Origin of the sequence: Bacillus sp. AL-1R (assembly GCF_052180195.1) — a bacterium.
GTDB lineage: Bacteria > Bacillota > Bacilli > Bacillales > Bacillaceae_G > Gottfriedia.
In genome coordinates this window covers 4,085,453-4,100,801 of the sequence record NZ_CP197469.1, presented here as the reverse complement: position 1 = coordinate 4,100,801, position 15,349 = coordinate 4,085,453, and the positions used below count along the sequence as shown (strand labels likewise).

Sequence of the window (15,349 nt, the reverse complement as noted above, 5' to 3'; positions counted from 1 at the left end):
GGTGGATCAGTATGAAACTAGGTCTAATCGGCTGTGGAAATATCGGCCAATTTCTTCTTCAAGCAATTAATAAAGATGGAATGTTACCAGGAGGAAAGATTGTTTCAATTTATACCCGTTCTGAAGAATCAGGTATTCGACTTGCTAAAGAATTTGAAACAGAAGCTTATGAAAGTGTAGAGGCACTACTTCTATCAGATATCGATCTTGTCATTGAAGCTGCAACGGTTGAAGCTGCAAAGGAGTACGCTATAAAAGTTCTTGAAGGTGGAAAAGACTTATTGTTAAGTAGCATTGGGGCTATGGCTGATGCCACTTTTGAAGAAGTGATTCGAGAAGTTTGTACAAGAAATAGTGTAAATATTTTCTTACCTTCAGGAGCAATCGGTGGACTGGATATTTTAAAGTCAGCAAAAGCTGTAGGTGGTCTAGAGGCTGTCTCAATTACAACTAGAAAACCACCTGGCGCATTATCAAAAGAAGTATTAGATAAAGAAACAATTTTGTTTGAAGGCTCTGCAGCTGAAGCGATTAAGCTATACCCTAGAAATATTAATGTAGCAATTGTATTATCCTTAGCTGGACTTGGTGCTAACAATACGAAAGTGAAAATTATTGCTGATCCAGTTGCGATAAAAAATACTCATTTAATTGAAGCATCTGGAGCGTTCGGAAAACTTAAACTTGAGATAGAAAATGACCCAATGCCAAATAATCCTAAAACAAGTTATTTAGCAGCATTAAGTGTTTTGGCAACATTACAAAACAAAGATAAATATGTACAAGTTGGGTAGAAAGTCAAAATACGAGGGGAGATAAGCCGAGCATGATTAAAGAAAAAACCTTAGATGAAATGTCAAAAGAGCAACTAGTAAATTACTTAAACGAAACGGTCAAACCAGATGAAGGAGTCATTCCTGCATATCTTCTAGGTGATCAAGCAGTTTACGAATTAGAACATGAAAAAGTATTTTTAAAAACATGGGTTTTTCTAGGACATGAATCAGAAATTCCAAATCCAGGAGACTTTATGACGCGTGAGCTTGCAGGATATTCAATCATTATCTCACGTGAAAGTATGGGAGAAATCAATGCGTTTTATAATATGTGTACACACCGTGGCATGAAGCTGTGCCGTGCTGATAAAGGAAACAAGACTTTATTTACATGTCCATATCACGGATTTAACTTTAAAAATACAGGTGAGCTTGTTGGAGTACCGCTCCAAAAGGATATTTATGGCGACCGACTTGACCGATCAAAAATGGGTCTACACCAAGTGAAGCTAGAATCATATAAAGGACTTTTATTTGGAAATTGGGACGAAAATGCAGAGCCTCTTGAAGAGTTTCTCGGCGATTTTAAGTGGTATTTAGATATTGTAGTAGGACGTGCTGAGATGGAAGTAATTGGAGCCCCGCAACGTTTTATTGTTAAATCAAACTGGAAGGTCGGTTCTGATAACTTTGTAGGTGATTCATACCACACGATGGTTACTCATGGTTCAATTGCTAAATTAGGCATGGTCCCTAATGCAACATATTCGAAGCGCGGTTTTCAAATTCACACTGAAAACGGACACGGATTAAACCTTGGAACACCAAACCCAGACTTTGCTTTCCCGGAAGAATTGAAGGATGAGTATAAAAGTAACTTGTCAGAAGAACAATATGAAGTTCTATCAAACTTAAAAAATATGATTGGAAATGCTTTTCCGAATATGTCATTTTTAATATCTCACACAAAAATTAAGGGCGAATTAATTTCGAATACTTCAATTAGAATGTGGAGACCAATTAGTCACAATGAAATGGAAGTTATTGCATGGTTACTTGTAGAAAAAAATGCTTCTCAGGAATGGAAGAATCGATCAAGAGATTCGTTTATCTTAACGTTTAGTCCATCTGGTATTTTTGAACAGGATGATACTGAAGTATTCACGGATATAACGGAAGCAGCTCAAGGTCCAATGCCATTTCAAAAGAATTTAACGTACAACTATACGATGGGGCTACATCGTGAACCAGTCGATTTTATCGGACCTGGAGTAGCCTATGATGATAAATTTACTGAAGCGAGTCAACGTAATTTTTATCGGTATTGGCTTGAATTAATAACAAAGTAACAAAGGGGGGAGGAAGTAAAATGAATGTTGAAAAATTATTAGCGAAATTAGAATTTGAACAGTGGTTAATTGATGAAGCAAAATTATTAGATGATATTGAATTTGATGATTGGTTTCGTTTAATGCATTCGGATTTAATCTATCAAATGCCTGTACGCGTAAATAAAGAAGGAACTGAGCGCCCAGACTATTCTACTGAGATGTTTACCTTTAATGATGATATTGAATTATTAAAGCTTCGAGTAGATCGATTAAAAACTGACTATGCATGGGCTGAAATTCCTCCTTCAAGAACCCGTCGTTTTGTAAGCAATGTTAGTGTGAAAGAACTAGTGAAAGAAGAGAAGGCAGTAGTTAATAGTTATTTACTAATCTATCGTAGCCGTAGCACAGATATTCACCATGATCTAATTTCTGGCGAACGTCATGACGAGTTTACATATGAAGATGGAAAGTGGAGGCTTTCCAAGAGAGTATTTATTGTAGATCAAACAACAATTAATACTAGAAATCTTGCAATCTTTGTTTAATAGAAGAAAAAGGAGGCTAAGTGATGTTATTAAAAGATAAAGTAGTGTTAATTACAGGAGGCGCATCTGGAATAGGCGCAGCTGTTACAAGACGATTCATTCAAGAAGGGGCAAAGGTAAGTATTATCGGTCGTTCACTTGAAACACTAGAGCAAATGAAAGAAGAATTTAATGACAATCTCCTTATCATTCAAGGTGACGTAAGCAAATATGAAGACAATGAACGGGCTGTAAAAGCGACTGTTGAACAGTTTGGTAAACTAGATGTGTTTATTGCAAATGCAGGCGTTTTCGATGGCTTTGCAAAATTTGCTGATGTGACTCCAGAGGCTCTATCAGATGCATATGATTACCTTTTAAATATAAATGTAAAAGGATCATTTTTTGGTGCAAAAGCAGCCCTAGAGGAATTACAAAAAACAAATGGTAATATTATTTTTACTGTATCTGGTGCAAGCTTCTACCCAGACGGTGGTGGAGTTTGGTACACGGCTAGTAAGCATGCTCAAATTGGATTAATGCGTCAGCTTGCTTTTGAACTAGCACCAACTATACGCGTAAATGCAGTAGCGCCAGGCGGGACTTTAACAGCACTAACTGTCATCCCACCTTTACGTACATTTACTAAATCCGTAGATAACGATACGAAAGCAAGCAATATTAAAAGAAGAAACCCACTTCAACTAGCACAAATGCCTGAAGATCATGTTGCAGCCTATGTACTTTTAGCATCCGATCAGTCACGTGCAATAACAGGTGAGGTCATTTCAAGTGATGGTGGATTATCAGTTCGTGGACTTGGTTAAGAAAGTTTTAATAAAGCATAGGGTGTCTTAAAAAGATTACTTTTTTGGGACACTCTCTTTTTCTTTTGCTATGTGCACTGCGTTAGTAGTATTAGAACAATTCAAGAAAATAAGAAGTTTACAGTTATTAAGCCTAAAATTGAAATACCATATAGCGCCCAAGCAATTCTCTTATTACCTTTTGACACTTCTTTATTACTAAAGACTCGATTAAATTTGTATGTTAAAAATACTAGTGCCGAGATTGAGAGTAATGTCAATTCGTTCATTTCATAACCCACCTCTTTTAGTATTTTTAGCCCTACCAACCTGTGTTTTTAGTACTTAATTTAACATACGAAGGAAATAGAAGAATAATTAACACACCTAAAAAAAAGGATAGCGAACATAAAGTAATAAGAATCTGTGTATTAAAAGAAATGAATTGTTTTTGATCACAATTCAAACAATTCACGCCTTCCTTTGATAAAAAAAGCTTCCACAATGTTTTCTTTTCCCATTTGTGATCGCAGTTTTGACACTTTGCCATCCTATTCCTCCTTTTTTATTTTTAGCTCACGTATATGAACTAAAGCAATGCGTTAGTTCATAAAGAAAGTATAAATCGAAACGAATAGATTAAACCCAGATACAAGAATAAGTGAATAAGTGAATAAGTGAGAGGCTTTCGTTTCTCTTGTAACCCCATTACTAATAACATTACTCCTAAGGAAAATATCATAAATGGCATTACTATAAATCTACCAGTAATTAAAGCATATACTGCTAAAACGAATGCAAGTAGACCAAAAACACTTTTTAATAGTTTTAACAACGTATATCCTCCTTAATAATAATTCCTATGTAGTACTTAATTAAAACTTTACCATATAATTCCATATTTGTGTGTTTCAATTCTGCCAAATAAATAAAAGGAGTCTTTCATCATTGAGTCCTGAATTTGTACACCTAAAGCATAAGTAAGTTATATAAAGTTTTCCCATTATATTCTCTATAGCTATTAATAAATCGACTTGAGATTTTACATATTGACATTTATTTAAAATAACTTTAACATGAAGTAGACTTCACGTGAAATAAACTTCACATGAAATGAACTTCACTTTTTACATGGTTAATAGGTTAGGAGAGATATTTTTGAAGAATATGTTTAGGGATCGCTTTTTATTGTCAATATTGCTCATTGTATTTGGGAGCATAAAATTAATTTTCAATAAATCGGAAGGCTTTAATTTTGGGTTTATCTTGTTATTACTCGGCGGGATACTTTTGTTATATTCAATAGCGTCTTACATTAAATCTAGAAATAACACTGAATTAGAAATGGAATTATCAAAGGAGTATGACGAAAGGGATATGATAATTGATGGAAAAGTCGCCCATTTTTCTTTGAATTTGATGGTATGCGAACTATTAATTATTATGTTTTTATCCAATTTTGCTGTAATTTCAACAAATGTTGCATTATTTATACTTTTAGTTTCATTGATAATAAGCGATATGGTATCTAGAAGATTTTATAATCATGTCCTTTAATTAGGAGGAGTTATGATAAATATAGTGAAAGAATTGAGAATGAAACATGATTTAACACAACAAGAACTAGCTGATAAAGTAGGTGTATCTTCAAGAACAATCATCTCATTAGAAAAACAAAAGTATAATCCATCTGTACAACTTGCATATAAAATAGCTTCAGTTTTCAATTTATCAATTGAAGAAACATTTATTTTTGATGAGGATGACAAATAGTTCATATATTACATCGGATTAAACATACAATGGAGGATCAAAAATGCTAATAATGTCATTTGTTTTTGGGGTAATTTTAATTACTTGGGGTCTTTATCTTATGAGGACAGAAAAAGGTTTATTTGGAAAAAATCGAAAACGTAAAAATTTATTCAATTTATTATTTATGGGAGAAGCATCAGGATTAGGACAGTTTTTGGGTGGAGTTTTATTTATCATCATAGGTATTATCGCATTTTTTATTTAGTATTAACAAATTATCATTTAACCTTAATATCAATCCTTTTTCGACCGAATTATTATCAAACCGGAAGTCTGTGAAAAGGTCCAATCAAATAATTAACTTAATCCTAAAGAGAAGTTAGTCGATTTAAAAGCATGTTTTGTTCACTTATTTCAAGACATGCTTTTTCATTTTTTTATAATGCTTAAATATGTTACTTAAATTATAGTCAGGTTTCAACATTACTAATTGATCATATATTTTAGTCACTTCTTCTAAATGTTCTCCCGACTCTAATGACCCACCAGGTAATCCCCAATTGTTATTATCTTTTCTTAATTGTAATAACAATCTCTTTTGTGAATCTAGTAGTATAACATTTGCTCCAGCCATTAGGAGTGGACGACTACCTACAACTTTTTAATATATCCCATTAATTATCTCCTTAAAAACGATGATCCTATTTTATTCTACTAATTTAATGGTTTTCTTTTAATCTCCCAATAATAAAATAGGAGCCGATCAAAGTTAATGGACTCCCAAGTGATATACAACTTCTGCAGTGCTTAGTTGAACAACAAAAAACTACATCAAGACTACCGCCCTTCCAAAGTGTACAAGCCTGAATATTATAGAGTATATAAATATTAAAGAGGTGCTTATTATTGAGTGATCATAAAAAATGCTCTAAATGCAATTCAAAACCATGTTGCTGCAAACTTGTAAATAAAAACAAAATCCAAAACAATCCGATCAATACGTTCAATCCAACACTTAACATCTCGGATTTGCCAGGGGCCTTTTCACCAGCATTTGGAAATTTCTTCAGAATTGGTTTTCAGACAATTCCGGCAAACACTGCTATGATCTGGACTAATACTGGTGCATCATCTGGAGGGGTTTTTTTAGCATCCCCTAATCAAATCGGAGTGACACAAGAAGGGTTTTATTATATTCATTACACCGTATCTGTCGAAATGTCTACCCTAACAAATGTAATGGCTTTGATGGGAATATTTATAAATAATAACGAAGTCCCAAATTTGCAAAGTAGAAATGCAGTCACTAATGTCGAGGCTGATAGAAATGAGTGTACTAATCTTACAGGAGGTACCATTGTGTTTATTCCAGCAAATGCATTAGTTGAGTTAAGAAGCATTCTAAATACAATTGAAACTTGTGCTGGATTTGATATTGCTGGTGCAATAAATTTAATTAAATTATCTTAAACTATGAATTTTATCCAAAAAGACGATTGTTTAAATACAGTCGCTTTTTTATATTAATCTAAATAAATTTAGGAGTTAAAGTACAGGTACAATGATGCCGCTGACTTTTGCTAAAAGGACCGCCAGACAATGTATATAACGATCAATTGGGGCGGGTAACTATTTGTACAAATCTTTTGTTGAGAAGTTAAAATAACTAATTAAATTTTGAATACAGAATTTAAGTAAAAAAAATAAAAAGGAAGTATCCCAGAAAGCAAGAATACTAAAAATACCCCTATTTAAATTTCCAAGATTTAGTAGTGTGGCTTTTTTTCGTTTTACATAAGGAAGGGTTGGGATGAAAAATGGAAAGAGATTATTTAATTAAACCATCACTTGGCCAGCATTACCCTATGATTTCGCATGGAAAGGGTGTGTATCTATTTGATCAAGATGGTAATAGGTACATTGATGGTTCATCTGGTGCAATTACAGTAGGAATTGGTCATGGTGTTGAGGAAATCATTGATGTGATGACCGAACAAGCAAAAAAAGTTTCTTTTGTTTACCGTTCACAGTTTACTAGTGAACCTGCTGAGAAGCTAGCAAAGAAGTTAAGTGATATCACTCAAGGTGATTTAAACTGGACGTTCTTTGTTAATAGTGGTACTGAAGCAACGGAAACTGCTATGAAACTAGCGATCCAGCATTACCAAGAAAAGGGAATGAAAGGAAAGAATAAAATTCTATCACGCTGGATGAGCTATCATGGCATAACTATTGGAGCACTATCTATGTCAGGTCATCCTTTAAGACGTCAACGTTTCGTTCCAATCTTGGAGGATTATCCTTCAGTTTCACCGCCGTATTGTTATCGTTGTCCTTTCAACTTAGAACAGTCATCTTGTGAATTGGCGTGTGCATCTGAATTAGAAACAGCCATTAATCGAATTGGCCCTGAACATATTGCAGCATTTATTGCCGAACCAATTATCGGTGCTGCAGGAGGTGCAGTTGTACCATCTAAAGGTTATTACCAAAGAATTAAAGCGATTTGCGAAAAATACGATATTTTACTGATTTCAGACGAGGTTATGACTGGTCTTGGACGTACTGGAAAAATGTTTGCAATGGAGCATTGGGGTGTTCAGCCTGATATCGTTACACTTGGAAAAGGATTAACATCCGGATATACTCCAATGGCTGCAACGATTGCTAGTGATCGAGTGATTGAACCAATTATGCAAGGTTCAAAGATTGTAATGAGTGGACATACATTTAGTGCTAACCCATTATCAGCTGCTGTTTCTTTAGCCGTTATTGAATATGTTGAAAAACATAATTTAGTACAAGCAGCAGAAGAAAAAGGTAATTACCTGATGAATAAGCTCCAAGGATTGATGGAGGAATATCCATTCATTGGAGATGTAAGAGGAAAAGGTTTATTAATCGGTATCGAATTTATTCATGGTATAAAATCAAGTTCCTTTGTTCAAAAAGTAATGCGTAAAGGGTTACTTTTATACCCTTCCGTTGCTGGAAAAAGCGGAAGAGAAGATTCAGCTTTCATGATTGCTCCACCTTTAACGATTACTTATGAAGAATTGGATGAATTGCTTCAAATCCTTAAAGAGGGTTTAAAAGAATTGGAAATGGAACAATCCCTTCTAACGAATACAGCTAAGGGGGAACTCGTATGAATTTAGTTGAAAATACTTATAAAAAAATAGTAACAATCGAACAAATTCTTCAATTTTTCCATGACGACATGACACTAATGGTTGGAGGATTTGGAGGGGTCGGTTCACCACCAACTTTACTTCAAACGTTATTTGATAGTGGAGTTAAGGATCTTCACTTGATTAGTAACGATACTGGATTTCCGGATATCGGCATTGGAAGAATGGTAAGGAATGAAAGAATCAAGTCAATTGTGACATCTCATATAGGTTCGAATCCATTTGCAGGAAAATTAATGACGGAAGGTAAGCTTGAAGTAGAATTTTCCCCGCAAGGAACTTTAGCAGAGCGTATCCGAGCTGGAGGAATGGGGCTTGGAGGAGTTTTAGTAGATGTAGGTCTTGATAGTATGGCGGAAATTGGTAAAGAGAAAGTAAGTGTAAAAGGTAAGCAATTTCTTGTTGAGGAAGCTCTTAAAGCAGAAGTTAGTATTATTTTTGCAAAGAAAGCGGATCCATTTGGAAATTTAGTTTTTGATAAAAGTGCAAGGAATATGAATCCTCATATGGCTATGGCAGGAGATATTACGATTGTAGAAGCGGAAGAAATCGTTCCACTTGGCTCGTTGAATCCTGAGGAAATCGTAACTCCAGGTGTATTTGTTGATTACATAATTTCATCAGAAGGAGTGAACTGGAAATGGGCATGGGAATAGACTTTCGTCAAAAAATTGCAATGCGGGCTGCTAAGGAAATAAAAAACGGAATGATCGTAAATTTAGGGATCGGAATTCCATCCATTGTTCCTGATTACTTACCAGAAGATGTACACGTTATGTTCCATGCGGAAAATGGCGTTATGGGAATTGGACCGAGTCCCGAAAAAGGAAAAGAAGATGAAAATTTATGTAACGCAGGTGGTTTCCCAATAACTGTTTTAAAAGGTGCTAGCTATTTTGATAGTGCTACTGCTTTTGGCATTATACGAAGAGGTTTACTAGACTTAACGGTACTAGGGGCATTACAAGTTAGTGAAAAAGGAGATTTAGCGAATTGGATTGTACCTGGAAAACGTGTACCAGGAATAGGTGGAGCGATGGATTTAGCTCAAAAGGCTAAAAGAGTAATAGTCGTTATGAACCATACCGATAAAGCTGGGAATCCAAAAATTGTGAAAGAATGCAGTTTGCCATTAACTTCTAAATCTTGTGTAGATTTAATCATAACGGAAATGGCTGTTATTGAAGTAGTCAATAACACTTTAGTGCTTAAAGAACTAATGAGTCCATATACTGTAGAGGATGTTATCGAAAAAACTGGTGCGAAACTAGAAATTAGTACTGATTTAAAAATGTTCATATAGAAAAGGGTGAAGAGGATGAATCATCACAAAAAAGTTATTCAAGATTATATAAGCGAACATAAAGAGGAAACTATCGATCTTCTAAAACAGCTAGTAATGGAAAATAGTGTTTCTGGTAATGAAAGTAAGGCACAAGCAATTGTCCTTGAAAAATTAAGAGAACTTGAATTGGATTTGGACGTATGGGAACCAGATCTAAAAGAAATGAAAGAGCATCCTTATTTTATCTCAACAAGAGACAGTTTTACTGGTAGTCCTAATATTGTGGCTACACTTAAAGGAACGAGCGGAGGAAAGTCCATGATTTTAAATGGACATATAGACGTTGTTCCAGAAGGAAATATTCAACAATGGACGTACCCTCCTTACAGTGCAACAGTTGTAGATAACAAGCTTTATGGACGCGGGGCAACTGATATGAAAGGCGGAAATGTTGCGCTAATTTTAGCAATTGAAGCAATAAAACGAAGTGGAATTACACTAAAAGGTAATGTTTATTTTCAAAGTGTAATCGAAGAAGAAAGTGGTGGTGCTGGTACACTTGCTACAATCTTGCGAGGATATACAGCAGATGGTGTCATTATCCCTGAACCAACAAATATGAAGTTTTTTATTAAGCAACAAGGATCAATGTGGTTCCGACTTAAGGTAAAAGGTAAGGTAGCTCATGGAGGTACTCGTTATGAAGGTGTAAGCGCTATCGAAAAAAGCGTACTCATCATTCAACAAATCCAAAAACTTGAGCAATTACGAAATGAGCGAATAACTGATCCGTTATATGATGGAGTACCGATTCCAATTCCTATTAATATAGGAACAATTCATGGTGGAACATGGCCATCTTCTGTATCTGATTTAGTGACTTTAGAAGGACGATTCGGAGTGGCACCAAATGAAAGATTAGAAGATGCAAAAAAAGAATTTGAGAATTGGATTAGTAATATTAAAGATCTTGATGATTGGTTCGTAGAAAATCCGATAGAAGTAGAGTGGTTTGGTGCAAGATGGGTTCCTGGTACTGTTGAAGCTGACAGTGAATTAGTGCAAACCTTGCAACAAAACTTTATTGAAACGATGAAACAACATCCAGTAGTGGAAGCTGCACCATGGGGAACTGATGGAGGATTATTTACACAAATTTTAAATATACCAATGATTGTATTTGGACCAGGTGAGACAAAAGTAGCTCACTACCCAGATGAATTTATTGATTTAGATCAGATGTTTTTAGCAGCAGAAATCATTGCCCATACATTAATTGATTGGTGTGGAGTTGAAGGCCAACAACATGAAGGTGAGGGAGCATATGAAAACGAAAAAGTATTATGAAACAATTAAAGTTCAACAAGAAAACTATTATTTCGAAGGTGCTTTAGATTATTTTAATGAGCGAATTCGAGTTGATTTTTACTTAGGGAACGTGTCACATCTAATCGAAAGAATAGAAAAACTAGCAAAAGCAAACAAATTTACAAAGCTGATTATTAAAGCAAGAAGTGAACATGTATATTCCTTTTTACAATCAGGATATATGATTGAATCTGCACTGAAAGGCTATTTTCAAGGTAGTGATGGCTTTTTTGTTACGAAATATACTAGCCAAGATCGAAGAAATAGTCTATATTGGGCCGCTGGGGATGACATTTTAGATGCTGTTTTAAAGAGTGATAAATCAAAAGAAAAAGTAATTCCTGAAGGTTATGTTTTACGGAGAGCTGAAAAAACTGACTCAACGAAACTTGCTAAATTATATGGTCAAGTTTTTAAGGTATATCCTACACCTTTAAATAATTCCACTTATGTTGAAAAGACGATGGATGAAGGAACGATTTATTGGATTTATGAGAAAGATGGAAATATTGTAAGTGCAGCATCTGCTGAAGTGGACTTTAGTCAAAGAAATGCTGAGCTAACAAATTGTGCAACACTTGAAGAGCATCGTAAGCATGGATTGATGAAGGAGCTAATGAAAAAGTTGGAACAGGATTTAGTAAGCCAATCAGTTTATTGTTCTTATACGATCGCACGAGCATTATCATATGGAATGAACGCAGCCTTTCATCAATTAGGGTATAAGTATACTGGAAGAATGACAAACAACTGCTATATCTTTGATAAATTAGAAGATATGAATGTATGGGTGAAGGATCTTTCAAAAGAAGTCTTTTAATGTCAAACTGCTGAAAAATGAGCGCTGAATTGCTAAGTTTTCGGCAGTGAAAGGATGGTTATGAATGAACGCAACAATTCCAACTAATGAAATGATTAGTGCCATATTAAATAGTATCGATGAAGCAATTCACGCAGTCGACAAGAATGGAATGACGATATTTTATAATCAAGTTGCGGCTGACCATGACGGTGTTTCAGTTGAAGAAGTTCTGGGGAAGCATGTACTAGAAGCTTTCCCTTCTTTAACGAAAGAAACAAGTACCTTATTGAAAGTATTAGAAACAAAGCAGGCAATTATTCAACAGCCCCAACGCTATGAAAATATTAAAGGCCAATTCATCGATACGGTTAACACGACAATTCCAATCATTTTGGATGATCAATTGATCGGTGCTGTTGAAATTGCAAAGGATTATTCTACAATTAAATCGCTCGGTGAGAAGGTTTTAGACCTACAAGCAAGAATTAAACCGCAAGTAAAAAAAGGAAAAGCTAAACAAGTTCACTCTTATACGATCTCAGATATCTTAACAGATGACCCTGCATTAATGGCCGTTAAAAATCAAGTTGAAAAGGTAGCAAATGCCGACTCAGCAGTACTCGTAGTTGGTGAAACTGGAACTGGGAAAGAACTTTTCGTACAGTCAATTCACCATTGTTCAAACAGAAGTGAAGGGCCTTTTATTGCGCAAAACTGTGCTGCTTTACCAGAATCATTACTGGAGAGTATACTATTTGGTACGACAAAAGGTAGTTATACAGGAGCGATTGATCGAGCAGGATTATTTGAACTTGCTGATGGTGGAAGCTTGTTTTTAGATGAACTAAATTCAATGCCATTAGAGCTCCAAGCCAAGCTACTGAGAGTACTAGAGGATGGAGTTGTTCGACGAATAGGTGATCAAAAGACTCGTAAAGTTAATGTAAGGGTAATCGCTGCAATTAATGAATCACCATTAGATTGCGTTCAAAACGGGATTATGCGTCCGGATTTGTATTATCGTTTGAATGTGTTTTCTTTGTTTATCCCTCCGTTAAGGGAAAGGAATTATGATATCGAGCTACTCACGTCCCATTTTGTTGAACAATTTAATGAACGCTTTTCAAAGAATATCCGAAATGTAGAACATACTGTATTTGAGTTATTCCACCAATATAATTGGCCAGGTAATGTCCGAGAACTAAAGCATACGATTGAGCACGCTATGATTATGGCAGAAGGGCATACGCTAACAGTTAAACATCTTCCGATTCAATTACAACAAATTAAGAAAAGTACTGAAACAAAAGGAGTTCAGCCTTTACGTACTGCAATGCAGGAAATGGAAATTTCACTTATTAAACAAGCATTGCTACAAACGAATTCTAATATTCAACAAGCTGCAGCACTACTTGAAATACCTAGGCAAACCCTTCAGTATAAAATTCAAAAGTTAAATATCGTAGTATAAACTACATTTTATTCTCTAAAAAAACTAGTTTTAGCACTTCATTCAATAACCAAGCCGCCTAATTTTAGGCGGTTTTATTCTGTTTGATTCATCTTTAGTAGATCCCAACGTAAGAATTTAACTTTAAAAAATAAATTAACAGGCTGAATAGTTTGAATTTTCTATATTTGTGACGTTTTTACAAAAGTTTTGTAAATTTTTGGCACGGGTCTTGCTACATATAAAGCAAACAGTTTGAAAGGGGATGTAAGTATGGTAAATGCAGTCTATGCTCCAAAAAGACATTGGAAAGAAATTGAATTATGGAAAGATGTAACAGATGAACAATGGAATGATTGGGTTTGGCAACTTACAAACACCATCAAATCATTGGATGAGTTAAAGCAAGTAATTAATCTCACGCCAGACGAAGAAGATGGGGTACGAATTGCGACAAAAACAATTCCACTAAACATTACTCCATATTATGCATCGTTAATGAATCCGGATGACCCACGTTGTCCAGTTCGTATGCAGTCAGTTCCGATCTCTGCGGAGATTCATAAAACTAAGTATGATCTAGAAGACCCTCTTCATGAAGATGAAGATTCTCCTGTACCAGGTTTAACACATCGTTATCCAGATCGAGTTCTATTTTTAGTAACAAATCAATGCTCAATGTACTGTCGTTACTGTACTAGACGCCGCTTCTCAGGACAAATTGGAATGGGAGTGCCAAAGAAACAGCTTGATGCTGCTATTAATTACATTAGCAAAAATCCGCAAGTACGAGATGTACTTATTTCAGGTGGAGACGGTCTTTTAATTAACGATAATATTTTAGAGTATATTTTAAAAAGTTTACGTGAAATTCCACATGTGGAAATTATCCGTATTGGTACTAGGGCGCCAGTCGTATTCCCACAACGTATTACTGAAAACCTTTGTAATATCTTAAAGAAATATCATCCAGTTTGGTTAAATACTCACTTTAATACTTCAATTGAAATTACAGAGGATTCAAAACGAGCTTGCGAAATGCTTGCGAATGCCGGTGTTCCATTAGGAAACCAAGCCGTAATCTTGGCTGGAATTAACGACAGTGTACCAATTATGAAAAAGCTAATGCATGATTTAGTTAAAATTCGTGTTCGTCCATACTATATTTATCAATGTGATTTATCAGAAGGAATTGGACACTTCCGTGCACCTGTTTCAAAAGGTTTAGAAATTATGGAAGGTTTACGCGGCCATACTTCTGGATATGCGGTACCAACATTTGTAGTAGACGCACCGGGTGGCGGAGGAAAAATTTCGCTTCAACCAAATTACTTAATTTCTCAAAGTGCTGACAAAGTAGTTCTTCGTAATTTTGAAGGTGTTATTACTACTTATCCGGAACCACAAAATTACGTACCAGGTCGAGCGGAAGCTTACTTTAAAGAAATTTATCCTAATATGGAAGAAAAACGTTCAAATGCAGGTATTGCTGGATTAATGAATGAAACAAAATTCAATCTTGTACCTGAAGGATTACAACGTATGGAAGTTCGTAAAACATACTCAACAAACCCAGAGCATGCTTCTTTGAAAGATAAGCGTGAAAAACGCGATGAGTTAAAAGAAAAGAAATTCCAAGCACAGCTTACAAAAATCCAAGTTAGTGAAAAGCTAGTAGGAAGTGCGCAAGGAGACGCTGAATGATGAAATGTCAGTGGTGTGAGTCTGCTAACATAGTTGAATCAACAAATACGGTCTACTGGGAACTACCAGATGGTACAAAGGCAATTGAGATTAAAGAAACACCATGTATCGTTTGCTTAGATTGTAAAATAACATATCAAACAGATGACACTGTTAATGCAATTGAGGAGCAATTATACTTAATCGACACGAAGCTACTTGGTAAAACAACTTCGTATCATGGACTGCTTGAGCAACAAAGATTATTAAAGAGGAATTATTTTGACTTTTCCAAGTAAGAAATGAGAAGCGATATTCGCTTCTCATTTTCTCTACTGTTCAAACTTTTCCTGATCAACAGATAGATGTTTGAAA

General features: G+C 35.1%; 17 protein-coding genes. 15 read left to right on the top strand and 2 right to left on the bottom strand.

The window, feature by feature from the left end:
* Positions 1–11: 11 nt before the first annotated feature.
* From nadX to ACSBO6_RS19540, 4 genes are read left to right on the top strand one after another with little or no spacing between them, the layout of a single operon-like run.
* The gene (gene nadX, locus ACSBO6_RS19555; RefSeq protein ID WP_498843904.1) at positions 12–794 is read left to right on the top strand and encodes an aspartate dehydrogenase; all 783 of its coding nucleotides are present in this window, start codon (positions 12–14) and stop codon (positions 792–794) included.
* 32 nt (positions 795–826) lie between these two features.
* Positions 827–2,125 (top strand): aromatic ring-hydroxylating oxygenase subunit alpha, encoded by a 1,299-nt coding sequence (locus tag ACSBO6_RS19550; RefSeq protein WP_498843903.1) that lies wholly within the window; start codon positions 827–829, stop codon positions 2,123–2,125.
* A 20-nt stretch (positions 2,126–2,145) separates the two neighbouring features.
* Complete coding sequence (locus tag ACSBO6_RS19545; RefSeq protein ID WP_098846173.1) at positions 2,146–2,655, top strand: aromatic-ring-hydroxylating dioxygenase subunit beta; 510 nt, start codon at positions 2,146–2,148, stop codon at positions 2,653–2,655.
* A 23-nt stretch (positions 2,656–2,678) separates the two neighbouring features.
* Positions 2,679–3,461 carry an SDR family NAD(P)-dependent oxidoreductase gene (locus ACSBO6_RS19540; protein ID WP_498843902.1) on the top strand — a complete coding sequence of 261 codons (783 nt, stop codon included), beginning with the start codon at positions 2,679–2,681 and terminating at the stop codon, positions 3,459–3,461.
* Positions 3,462–3,562: 101 nt separating this feature from the next.
* On the opposite strand, the gene ACSBO6_RS19535 is transcribed toward ACSBO6_RS19540, so the two are convergent.
* Positions 3,563–3,730 (bottom strand): hypothetical protein, encoded by a 168-nt coding sequence (locus ACSBO6_RS19535; protein ID WP_180232928.1) that lies wholly within the window; start codon positions 3,728–3,730, stop codon positions 3,563–3,565.
* Between the two features lie 1,279 nt (positions 3,731–5,009).
* On the opposite strand from ACSBO6_RS19535, the gene ACSBO6_RS19530 reads away from it, so the two are divergent.
* Both ACSBO6_RS19530 and ACSBO6_RS19525 read left to right on the top strand, forming a co-directional pair.
* Positions 5,010–5,213, top strand: coding sequence for a helix-turn-helix transcriptional regulator (locus tag ACSBO6_RS19530; protein ID WP_098846178.1), 204 nt, complete (start codon positions 5,010–5,012; stop codon positions 5,211–5,213).
* A gap of 43 nt (positions 5,214–5,256) precedes the next feature.
* Positions 5,257–5,460, top strand: a complete 204-nt coding sequence (locus ACSBO6_RS19525; protein WP_498843901.1) for a hypothetical protein — start codon at positions 5,257–5,259, stop codon at positions 5,458–5,460.
* A 144-nt stretch (positions 5,461–5,604) separates the two neighbouring features.
* On the opposite strand, the gene ACSBO6_RS19520 is transcribed toward ACSBO6_RS19525, so the two are convergent.
* Positions 5,605–5,829, bottom strand: a complete 225-nt coding sequence (locus ACSBO6_RS19520; protein ID WP_498843900.1) for an NUDIX domain-containing protein — start codon at positions 5,827–5,829, stop codon at positions 5,605–5,607.
* A gap of 272 nt (positions 5,830–6,101) precedes the next feature.
* Between ACSBO6_RS19520 and ACSBO6_RS19515 the strand changes: the two genes are divergently transcribed.
* The 9 genes from ACSBO6_RS19515 (at position 6,102) to ACSBO6_RS19475 (ending at position 15,273) form a co-directional block, all read left to right on the top strand.
* On the top strand, positions 6,102–6,665 hold the full coding sequence (locus ACSBO6_RS19515) for a hypothetical protein (RefSeq protein WP_498843899.1): 564 nt from the start codon (positions 6,102–6,104) through the stop codon (positions 6,663–6,665).
* A gap of 347 nt (positions 6,666–7,012) precedes the next feature.
* Positions 7,013–8,347, top strand: coding sequence for an aspartate aminotransferase family protein (locus ACSBO6_RS19510; protein ID WP_498843898.1), 1,335 nt, complete (start codon positions 7,013–7,015; stop codon positions 8,345–8,347).
* A complete protein-coding gene (locus ACSBO6_RS19505) occupies positions 8,344–9,042 on the top strand; it encodes a 3-oxoacid CoA-transferase subunit A (RefSeq protein ID WP_098846182.1) in 699 nt (232 codons plus the stop codon). Before ACSBO6_RS19510 ends, ACSBO6_RS19505 begins: the two co-directional genes overlap by 4 nt.
* A complete protein-coding gene (locus tag ACSBO6_RS19500; RefSeq protein ID WP_098846183.1) occupies positions 9,027–9,689 on the top strand; it encodes a 3-oxoacid CoA-transferase subunit B in 663 nt (220 codons plus the stop codon). Before ACSBO6_RS19505 ends, ACSBO6_RS19500 begins: the two co-directional genes overlap by 16 nt.
* Positions 9,690–9,704: 15 nt before the next feature.
* The gene (locus ACSBO6_RS19495) at positions 9,705–11,018 is read left to right on the top strand and encodes a peptidase (RefSeq protein ID WP_498843897.1); all 1,314 of its coding nucleotides are present in this window, start codon (positions 9,705–9,707) and stop codon (positions 11,016–11,018) included.
* Positions 10,996–11,859: a putative beta-lysine N-acetyltransferase gene (ablB, locus tag ACSBO6_RS19490; RefSeq protein ID WP_498843896.1), complete on the top strand. Its 864-nt coding sequence runs from the start codon at positions 10,996–10,998 to the stop codon at positions 11,857–11,859. The genes ACSBO6_RS19495 and ablB overlap by 23 nt, the downstream gene beginning before the upstream one ends.
* Positions 11,860–11,923: 64 nt before the next feature.
* Complete coding sequence (locus ACSBO6_RS19485; RefSeq protein ID WP_098846186.1) at positions 11,924–13,312, top strand: sigma-54 interaction domain-containing protein; 1,389 nt, start codon at positions 11,924–11,926, stop codon at positions 13,310–13,312.
* 252 nt (positions 13,313–13,564) lie between these two features.
* On the top strand, positions 13,565–14,995 hold the full coding sequence (gene kamA, locus ACSBO6_RS19480; protein ID WP_098846187.1) for a lysine 2,3-aminomutase: 1,431 nt from the start codon (positions 13,565–13,567) through the stop codon (positions 14,993–14,995).
* Positions 14,995–15,273, top strand: coding sequence for a YokU family protein (locus ACSBO6_RS19475; protein WP_098846198.1), 279 nt, complete (start codon positions 14,995–14,997; stop codon positions 15,271–15,273). The genes kamA and ACSBO6_RS19475 overlap by 1 nt, the downstream gene beginning before the upstream one ends.
* Positions 15,274–15,349: the final 76 nt, after the last annotated feature.

Excerpts from the sequence above, each read along its gene's own strand:
- ACSBO6_RS19530 (WP_098846178.1), top strand. The coding sequence starts at position 5,010 with ATGATAAATATAGTGAAAGAATTGAGAATGAAACATGATTTAACACAA.
- ablB (WP_498843896.1), top strand. The coding sequence starts at position 10,996 with ATGAAAACGAAAAAGTATTATGAAACAATTAAAGTTCAACAAGAAAAC.
- ACSBO6_RS19525 (WP_498843901.1), top strand. The coding sequence starts at position 5,257 with ATGCTAATAATGTCATTTGTTTTTGGGGTAATTTTAATTACTTGGGGT.
- ACSBO6_RS19505 (WP_098846182.1), top strand. The coding sequence starts at position 8,344 with ATGAATTTAGTTGAAAATACTTATAAAAAAATAGTAACAATCGAACAA.
- ACSBO6_RS19535 (WP_180232928.1), bottom strand. The coding sequence starts at position 3,730 with ATGAACGAATTGACATTACTCTCAATCTCGGCACTAGTATTTTTAACA.
- ACSBO6_RS19540 (WP_498843902.1), top strand. The coding sequence starts at position 2,679 with ATGTTATTAAAAGATAAAGTAGTGTTAATTACAGGAGGCGCATCTGGA.
- ACSBO6_RS19475 (WP_098846198.1), top strand. The coding sequence starts at position 14,995 with ATGAAATGTCAGTGGTGTGAGTCTGCTAACATAGTTGAATCAACAAAT.
- ACSBO6_RS19510 (WP_498843898.1), top strand. The coding sequence starts at position 7,013 with ATGGAAAGAGATTATTTAATTAAACCATCACTTGGCCAGCATTACCCT.
- ACSBO6_RS19550 (WP_498843903.1), top strand. The coding sequence starts at position 827 with ATGATTAAAGAAAAAACCTTAGATGAAATGTCAAAAGAGCAACTAGTA.
- ACSBO6_RS19545 (WP_098846173.1), top strand. The coding sequence starts at position 2,146 with ATGAATGTTGAAAAATTATTAGCGAAATTAGAATTTGAACAGTGGTTA.
- kamA (WP_098846187.1), top strand. The coding sequence starts at position 13,565 with ATGGTAAATGCAGTCTATGCTCCAAAAAGACATTGGAAAGAAATTGAA.
- ACSBO6_RS19500 (WP_098846183.1), top strand. The coding sequence starts at position 9,027 with ATGGGCATGGGAATAGACTTTCGTCAAAAAATTGCAATGCGGGCTGCT.
- ACSBO6_RS19485 (WP_098846186.1), top strand. The coding sequence starts at position 11,924 with ATGAACGCAACAATTCCAACTAATGAAATGATTAGTGCCATATTAAAT.
- ACSBO6_RS19495 (WP_498843897.1), top strand. The coding sequence starts at position 9,705 with ATGAATCATCACAAAAAAGTTATTCAAGATTATATAAGCGAACATAAA.
- nadX (WP_498843904.1), top strand. The coding sequence starts at position 12 with ATGAAACTAGGTCTAATCGGCTGTGGAAATATCGGCCAATTTCTTCTT.
- ACSBO6_RS19520 (WP_498843900.1), bottom strand. The coding sequence starts at position 5,829 with ATGGCTGGAGCAAATGTTATACTACTAGATTCACAAAAGAGATTGTTA.